At 18.7% G+C, this 447-nt stretch carries 1 pseudogene (only partly in view); it reads right to left on the reverse strand.

The window, feature by feature from the left end:
* Positions 1-268 precede the first annotated feature (268 nt).
* A pseudogene (locus LUA84_RS04535) lies at positions 269-447 on the reverse strand (class I tRNA ligase family protein); it runs 282 nt beyond the window's last position.

The raw sequence follows: 447 nt of genomic DNA on the forward strand, positions 1-447 counted from the left end.
GGTATTTAGGTTATCAAANGATATTTCCTTATAATTTATAAATTCAAAGAATTTTTCTGAAGAATTTGGTATAAATGGATATAACATTGTATATATAGAAATTAATAATATAATTAAAGATTTAACTAAACTTTTATTATTTTCAGGATTTTCCCATGATTTATTTTCTTGAAATATTTTATTTCCATAACTAGATAATTCTAATATTTTCCNTAAAGCTTAATTAAATTCTCCTTTATCCATATATTTATAATATTCATTTAATGTATTATTTATTGTGTTTATTACATCTCTTTCTAACATTAACATCTATTTTATTATTATAATATTTTCTAACAAAAGACAAAATTCTATGTGTANNATTTCCTATATTATTTACTAGTTCATTATTTATAACAGATTGAAAATCTTCCCATTTAAAATCGGAATCTCTATTATATGGTAAAA

It is taken from the genome of Candidatus Nanopusillus massiliensis (assembly GCF_920984865.1).